7 protein-coding genes and 1 pseudogene are annotated in these 7,236 nt (G+C 70.4%); 5 read left to right on the top strand and 3 right to left on the bottom strand.

All coding sequences use genetic code 11. The annotated features are described in order from the left end of the window. Nucleotides 1-91: 91 nt before the first annotated feature. Nucleotides 92-691, bottom strand: coding sequence for a 2'-5' RNA ligase family protein (locus tag ACFQ87_RS43325; RefSeq protein ID WP_380616523.1), 600 nt, complete (start codon nucleotides 689-691; stop codon nucleotides 92-94). A 242-nt stretch (nucleotides 692-933) separates the two neighbouring features. On the opposite strand from ACFQ87_RS43325, the pseudogene ACFQ87_RS43320 reads away from it, so the two are divergent. Next, nucleotides 934-2,053 (top strand): annotated as a pseudogene (locus ACFQ87_RS43320) (integrase core domain-containing protein). A gap of 358 nt (nucleotides 2,054-2,411) precedes the next feature. Here ACFQ87_RS43320 and ACFQ87_RS43315 read toward each other — a convergent pair. Then, on the bottom strand, nucleotides 2,412-2,594 hold the full coding sequence (locus ACFQ87_RS43315; RefSeq protein WP_380616521.1) for a hypothetical protein: 183 nt from the start codon (nucleotides 2,592-2,594) through the stop codon (nucleotides 2,412-2,414). Further along, nucleotides 2,591-3,082, bottom strand: a complete 492-nt coding sequence (locus tag ACFQ87_RS43310) for a hypothetical protein (RefSeq protein WP_380616520.1) — start codon at nucleotides 3,080-3,082, stop codon at nucleotides 2,591-2,593. Before ACFQ87_RS43310 ends, ACFQ87_RS43315 begins: the two co-directional genes overlap by 4 nt. Nucleotides 3,083-3,617: 535 nt before the next feature. Between ACFQ87_RS43310 and ACFQ87_RS43305 the strand changes: the two genes are divergently transcribed. The 4 genes from ACFQ87_RS43305 (at nucleotide 3,618) to ACFQ87_RS43290 (ending at nucleotide 7,065) form a co-directional block, all read left to right on the top strand. Beyond that, nucleotides 3,618-4,874, top strand: coding sequence for a helix-turn-helix domain-containing protein (locus tag ACFQ87_RS43305; RefSeq protein ID WP_380616519.1), 1,257 nt, complete (start codon nucleotides 3,618-3,620; stop codon nucleotides 4,872-4,874). Between the two features lie 11 nt (nucleotides 4,875-4,885). Further along, on the top strand, nucleotides 4,886-5,431 hold the full coding sequence (locus ACFQ87_RS43300) for an NUDIX hydrolase (RefSeq protein WP_380616518.1): 546 nt from the start codon (nucleotides 4,886-4,888) through the stop codon (nucleotides 5,429-5,431). A gap of 91 nt (nucleotides 5,432-5,522) precedes the next feature. Beyond that, entirely contained in the window at nucleotides 5,523-6,614 is a 1,092-nt protein-coding gene (locus ACFQ87_RS43295; RefSeq protein ID WP_380616517.1) for an IS110 family transposase, read from the top strand. Nucleotides 6,615-6,849: 235 nt separating this feature from the next. Beyond that, nucleotides 6,850-7,065: a hypothetical protein gene (locus ACFQ87_RS43290; protein ID WP_380616516.1), complete on the top strand. Its 216-nt coding sequence runs from the start codon at nucleotides 6,850-6,852 to the stop codon at nucleotides 7,063-7,065. The last annotated feature ends 171 nt before the right edge of the window (nucleotides 7,066-7,236 follow it).

Genomic DNA, 7,236 nt, shown 5'->3' with positions numbered 1-7,236 from the left:
GTCCCGCCAGTGCCGCCTTCCACTCCTCGACCTGTCCCACCCCAAGATCAATCACTCGCCAAGTCAACCATGATCAAGTGCGGTTGCAGTACTAGCAATCCGGCAGTTGACGGACCTCGCCCGTGCCCAACGCGATTGCGGCCCGGGGCCGCATCGGTTCGTCGCCGCGCCGGGAGAGCAAGACCACCTCCTCGACCACCGCCGACAGTGCGCCGAGCCGGGCGGCGCACTCGGCGGCCAGCTGCCGCGGGTCCTGTGTGCGGCCGAGGGACAGATGCGGGATGAAGCGGCCGCCGCGCCCGCGGCAGAGCGGGAACCGTTGCTCCAGCGCCCGGTGGAGACAGGCCCACGGCGCCGGGCCCGCCGCGGCCGGGTCGAGCCACACGGTGGCGTAATGCCGGTGCCGGAAGTACCGCACGCCGGCCAGACGCGCGGCGAACGCCGCGCTCTCCGCCGCCCCGGCGGCGAGCAGCGGCACCGCCCGCGCGAACTCCTCCTCCGGCACGAAGCCGAACAGCAGGTTCACATGCGGCGGCCACCGCCGTACCTGCGGATCATGCTCCCAGCGGATGTCCTGGATCGCCGGCCAGAGCTCCTGCGGCGGCAGCCACGCCACCGCCGTCCGGGCCGTCGGCGCCACCTCGAGCGCGCCGACCGGCTCGGCCCCGCCGTACACCGGGTTTTCGTCCACACTGCCATGGTGGAGAACGAGCGAGCGGAGCACATCATGGGCAGCACCGAACCGTCATTCGCCTATGTCACCTACATCGCGAGCACTGCGGAGAAGGTGTGGCACGCCCTGACCGACGCGGACTGTGGGTGCCGATAAATCATCCGGCCTGGTCGCAGCCTTGTCACCTGGCCACGGGTCGCGTCTGTCGGCCTCGTGGTTGTCTTCCCCGCGGGGCAGCACGGACGGCATGATGATCTGTTGTGCTGCTGCGCCTGGCCTACCTCGCCATGACCAACACCTTCGCGCTGCTGCGGCTGCTGCCGATGGGCAGCCGGGAAAAGGACATCGAGGTCCTGGCGCTGCGGCACCAACTGCTGGTTTTGCAGCGCAGGCCGCGAAGCCGGTGTTCACCGACACGGACCGCGCGGTCCTCGCGGGGCTGCTCCACCACCTCCCCACCGACCGGCTGCGGCGTCTTGTGTTGCTGGTCCGCCTGGACACGGTCCTGCGGTGGCACCGCGACCTGCTCAAGCGGCGCTATGCCCGCAACCTGCACATCGAAGCGTCGCGGGCGCCCGCCGACCGTCCGGTCGATCCGCGTCCTGGTCCTGCGCCTGGCCCGTGAGAACAGCTCGTGGGGCTACCGGCGCATCCACGGTGAACTCGCAGCCCTCGGCATCAAGGTCGCCGCCTCCACCGTCTGGGAGATCCTCCGCGCGCACGGCGTCCCGCCCGCGCCCGAGCGGCAGAGCACGATCTGGGCCGCTTTCCTGCGCAGCCAGGCCGAGGCCCTGCTCGCCTGCGATCTCTTCGAGACCCGCACGCTGACCGGGGCGCGCCTGTACGTCTTCGCCGCCATCGAGCACTCGACGAGGCGCATCCGGGTCCTGGGCGTCACCGCGTATCCGACCGCGATGGGGGTACCTCCCGGCCGAAGGCTGGGGGAGGATCGTGCAGCTCGGACGCAACCTGCTCATAGAGATCGAGGACGCGGGCAGCACGGCCGGGTTCCTGATCCGTGACCGCGACTCGGAGTCCACCGCCGCCTTCGACGCCCTGATGGCCGATGCCGGCCCGAAGGCGGTCACCACCGGCATCCGGATGCCGCGGATGAACTCCCTGACGGAGCGCTGGATACAGACCTGCCGCAGGGAGCTCCTGGACCGCACCTTGATCTGGAACCAGCGCCACCTCCTCCACACGCTCCGTGAGTTCGAGGCCCGCTACAACGGGCGCCGGCCACACCGAGCGCTGATGCAGGCCACGCCCCTGCGCCTGCCACCTGAACCGATCAACCCGCCAGGGCACGTCACACAGCTGGAGGTCCTTCGACGAGACCGACTCGGCGACACACTCCACGAGTACCAACATGCCGAATGACCAGCGCGGATGATTATTCGGCACCTGCAACGTTGCCCAGAACCGCGTCCACGCTGGAACAACCCCCGCGAGCGCGGGGCCGACCCCCCGGGCGTAGGGCACCAGGTACTTCTTCTTCGAGCAACCCCCGCGAGCGTGGGGCCGACGGCGCGAAAGCCTCACCGTAGCGCTGCGCCTGGGAGCAACTCCAGCGAACGCAGGGCCGACGAGTACAGCCGACCGTGGGCCCTCGGGAACCGCGGTGCTGACCGCGCCACCGGCCCTGGGCGTTCGGGGGATCGTGTCGCTCATCGGCTGTCCTCTCGTAGCGCTGCGGGGCCAACCATCGTGGTGATTCCGTGCCCGCTGACGCGGGGATTCAGCCGTTGTAGGTGCGGGCTCGAACCTCGCGCGGAGGCTCCCCGGGGCAGCCGTCGTGCTCGACCAGCTCCTGCCGCTCGTCAACCGTCCGGATCAGCCGACCGCGGACATGCGCGTAGCAGCACGGGCAGTGCCCCATGGCGGTGCCCGCCTGGACCGGCTTACCGCCGACGGCGCTCATACGGCGGCCGCCCCGGCTGGGAACGCGCGGTACCCGGCGAGGTTCACCTGGCCGAGGATCCAGGCGATGGCGCTCTCCCGGATCGAGAACTGGAGGGCGTCCGGGCCGGTGCGGACCAGATCATCAGTCTCGGCATCCTGGATCGCCCACAGACGCCGGCCCAGGTAATCGGCCGGCAGCTGGACGACCGTGTACCGGGCACCGACCCGCTGAGCTCGGGTCAGGCCGTCGCCGTACCACACGCGGACGATCGCCTGGCCACCGCCGGGCAGGCCCAGGGGCCAGTCGATGACGCCGTTCCCGCCCATCATGCGTTCCAGGTCCGCCGTACTGTCGGAGGCGAGCAGCCATTCCATGGCCTGCAGCTCGTACTTGCTGATCGGCAGCTGGCGGACCGCCTGCCACAGCACGTCCAGGGCCTCCAGCGCCGGTTTGGTGACGCGCTCCAGGTGGCCGTCCACCGCGACCGTCAGATCATCCTGGATCACCGGTGTGCCTCCAGGCACTCGGGGTGAGCGACAACGGGTCGGCCGTAGTCCACGCTCCCAGGAGGAGCGTCGGTGTAGACGTGGCCGACGTAGGCCAGGCGCGTCCCGCTGCAGTCCGTGCCGACGACGCAGACCTGGCCATGCAGATGGTCGCTATTCACCCGAAACTTTCGGATGGGCCCGTCGAACGGGCGGAACTCCACCATGATTGTGTCCGCGGTCATGGCGTGCTCGGTCACTGTTCCTCCGTCGAGGTGGTCGGGCATCCGGAAGCGCAAGCCACAACGGCCCAGCCGAGCGGGGCGGAGCCCTCGCCAGTGGGCGTGTAGACGTGGCCAGCGGTTCAGTGCGCCGCCCTCGCGGCCACAGCGGATGCAGGCCAGGGCCTCGAGCTGCGCGCGGGTTGGCGGCTGATGCGTGGTCACGGGCACAGCATCGGCTGCTACCTGGGGCGCCACTAGGGCCATGGTGAGTACCCACCGTGGAGCCACGGTGGCCGATACCCTCATGCCATCACCAACCCCGGGAGGCCCCGATGCCCACACCGGAACCGCTCCCCGCACATCTGCTCGTCGACCCCGCGTTCGAGTCGGCGTGCGCCGGACGGCAGATCGGCGCCGTGTTCCAGGCCGTCAAGCGGGCTGGCGTCGGTGCGGCCCAGATCGCTCGCCGCACCGGGCTGTCGACCAGCCGCGTCACGGAGATCATGACCGGGGGCCGGACGGTCTCCAGCATGGACGTGATCGAGCGGATCGCCGACGGCCTGCGTATCCCCGGGCGCATGCTTGGCCTCGCCGACCGGCCGTGGGAGTCGGCGGCTGAGCCCACCGCCTTCCGGCCGGCAGCCGTACCCGAGACCTGGGAAGTGCTGGACATGCTCAGCCGCTCCACCGCCAGCGACGCAGCCCTCAGCCACCTGGAGGCAGCCGTCGCCGACGCGGCGTTCCGCTACCCGTCGACCCCGCCCGCTGAATCCGTACCTACCCTGCAGCGGCAGTTGGTCGGCGTACACGAGATGCTCGCCCGCCCGCAGTCCCTCGCTGCCCGGCGCCGCGGAGTGCGGATACTGGCCGCTGTCTCCGGCCTGCTCGGCCTCGCACACCACGACCTCGGCGACCGCAGCAAGTCAGAGGCCCATTTCCACCTCGGCGCCGTCGCCGCCGGCGAAGGAGAGGCGGACGACCTGACCGCATGGCTCCTCACCATGCAGAGCATCGTCGAATACACCGCGGGGCGCCGTGACACCGCCACCACTCTCCTCCGGCAGGCCGCCGCCCACGCTGCGACCGCAGCTCCTCGGCGCCGCGCCGGGGTTACAGCCAACCTCGCCCGTGCGTTGGCGGCTGCCGGTGACCGGCACGGAGCCCTGGCCTCCCTCGACCAGGCCGCCCGCCACCTCGACCTCGCAGACGAGCCGATCGGCGGCCTCGACTTCTTCACCACCCCGCGCCTCGACGGCCTCGCCGGTGAGGCGTACGCCCACCTCGGCGAGCACGAAGCGGCCAGCAACCTGCTGGAGACCGCCATCGGCCGCAGGGCCGCCGCCGACGTCAAGGGCCGAGCGGTCCTCACCCTCGACCTCGCGGAGGTACGGCTCGCCCAGGGCAACCTCGCTGCCGCCTGCGCGCTCGCACACGACGCCCTCGACGTTGCGGACGGAAGCGTGGTCCAGCCGATCGTCCTCCGCGCGCGGGCATTCCAGCGCTCCCTCGCTCCGTGGTCGGCCGAGAGGCCAGTGCGGGAGCTTGCCACGCGCGTGAGAGAGTCGAGGGCGCAATTGGTCCACGCGTGAGGAGGCTGGACATGGAGTGGCAGACGTTCGGACGTCGGCAGGTCTACGGCAGCCCCTGGGTCGAGGTGTGGCTGGACAAGGTCGAGGTGCCGGGAGTCGGCCGAATCGACCACCACGTCGTCCGCTACCCCAAGCGCTCGACCACCGCCGTCGTCACCGACGACCGTGACCGTTTCCTCCTTCTCTACCGGCACCGGTTCATCACCGGCCGCTGGGGCTGGGAGGTGCCAGCGGGCTGGGCCGAGCCGGGCGAGGACCCATCGGCGGCGATTGCCCGGGAGGTTGAGGAGGAGACCGGCTACCGGCCCGGTCGCGTCGAGCTGCTGACCGAGTACGACGCTATGGCTGGCATCTCGGACGCACACTTCCGCTCGTACCACGTCACCGGCTGCACGCGGGTCGGCGAGCCGGAGGACGTCTCCGAGGCGACCCGGGTCGAGTGGCTGACGGAGGCCGAGGTGGTCAAGCTGCTGACGAGCGGCGAGGTCGCGGACGGCCCGTCGCATGCCGCACTCTCCTACTACCTCGGCCCCTACCGGCTGAGCCGCTCCGTCTGACCTGACCCTATGAGGGCCGGGCCCCCTTCCGTGCTCAGCCCGGCGATGCCTATCGTCCGGGTAGATGCGAGCTCGGGAAGGAGGCCCGGCAATGTCTGTCTACGTCGGGATCGACGTGCATCGCAAGCGCTCACAGATCGCCTTGGTCGATCAGGACGGCGAGGTGCAGGTCAACCGTAATGTGCCCAACGGGGTGGAGACGGTGCTCGGGGTGATCGGGGACCTGCCGATCGGCACTCCGGTTGCGTTCGAGGCCGCCTACGGCTGGGGCTGGCTGGTGGAGCTCCTGGAGGACTACGGCTACGAGCCCCACCTCGTGCACCCCCTCCAGTGCAAGGCGATCGCCTCCGCGAGGCTGAAGAACGACAAGGTCGACGCCGCCACCCTCGGCCGGCTCCTGCGCGCGGACCTCCTGCCGGAGGCGTGGATCGCCCCGCTGGAGGTACGCCAACAGGGCGCCCTGCTGCGGCACCGCTTCCAGCTGGTGCGTCTGCGCACCCTGCTCAGAAATCGCGTCCACGCCGTCCTCGCCGACCTCGGTCACACCCGACCGGCCGGCGGGTGCTTCACCGGCCCCGGCCGGGCCTGGCTCGCCGAACTGCCGCTGCCGGACGCCTCCCGCCACGTGGTAGACGACCTCCTCGCGGTCATGGACGCTCTACGGCCACCGATCGACGCGCTCGATCGGGACCTCGCCGCCTGCGCCCGCGGCGACCTGCGCATCACAGCGCTCAGGGAACTGCCCGGCGTCGGCGTCCTCACCGCGCTGGCCGTCGTCGCCGAGGTCGGCGACATCACGCGCTTCCCCTCCGCCCGCAAGCTCGCCTCCTGGGCCGGACTCACCCCCACCGTGCGCAACTCCGACCGCACCGTCCGCCACGGCCACATCTCCAAGGAGGGCTCGCCCTGGCTGCGCTGGATCATGTGCGAGGCCGCCCAGACGGCCAAACGTCATCCGGCCTTCGCCCCCGCCTACCAGGAGATGGCGCGCCGCCGGGGCAAGAAGATCGCGACCACCGCGGTCGCCCGGAAACTCCTCGCCCGCGCCTACCACGTCCTGCGCGAGGTCAACGACCAGCAGACGACACCACGCCGCGCAACCGCCGCGCCCCAGGGGCGGCCACACGCTCCGGGTGAGCTCGCATCTCTGCATGAGACGGCACCGCCGCGCTCGATGACCTGACTGAGCAGCCCGGTTCCCCGCACCACGGTCATGGCGCCGGCCTTGGTCGGACGCCGGATGGGCGCTCGTTCTGCCGGTCCCGGCCGAGTTCGTCTCGGTCGACGACTTCCCGGACGACTTCAGCACCGAGCCGATCGGCTCCTGCGACGAGGTCCAGGCGACGCTGCGTGGTCGCGTCCCGGGGATCGAGTTCGCTGAACCGACCTGGGGCCGGATCACCGGCCCCACCTGGTCAATGGAGTTGAACCTGGGCTCCGAAACCTCAGTGGACTCGATCATGCTCTATGTCCGCGGCACCGGCGACGACGTCCTGCAGGCCATCGTCAACATCGATGACGCAGTGAGCTGCCGCGTGATCGACATCTCCGAGGGCGACTTCCTGGCAACGGGCAACCCGAACAGCTGGCGGGCCTTCCAGACCTACCGCGACCACGTAGTTGGCGGAAGCTGATCGGGGAGTGACAGTCTGCTCGCCCCCGATCGGGGCCTGGACCGGCTCGCAGGGCAGCCTGTCCCATATCACTCATCGCTACTGAAATTGAATGAGTGGTGTCGGGGGCTGGCCGGGGTCAGCCATCCATGATCAGTCCGGCTTGGGTGAGGCATCCGTCGATCAGATCCG

Source organism: Kitasatospora sp. NPDC056531 (assembly GCF_042794375.1).
Taxonomy (GTDB): Bacteria; Actinomycetota; Actinomycetes; order Streptomycetales; family Streptomycetaceae; genus Kitasatospora.
This window is presented reverse-complemented; position numbering and strand designations above follow the sequence as displayed.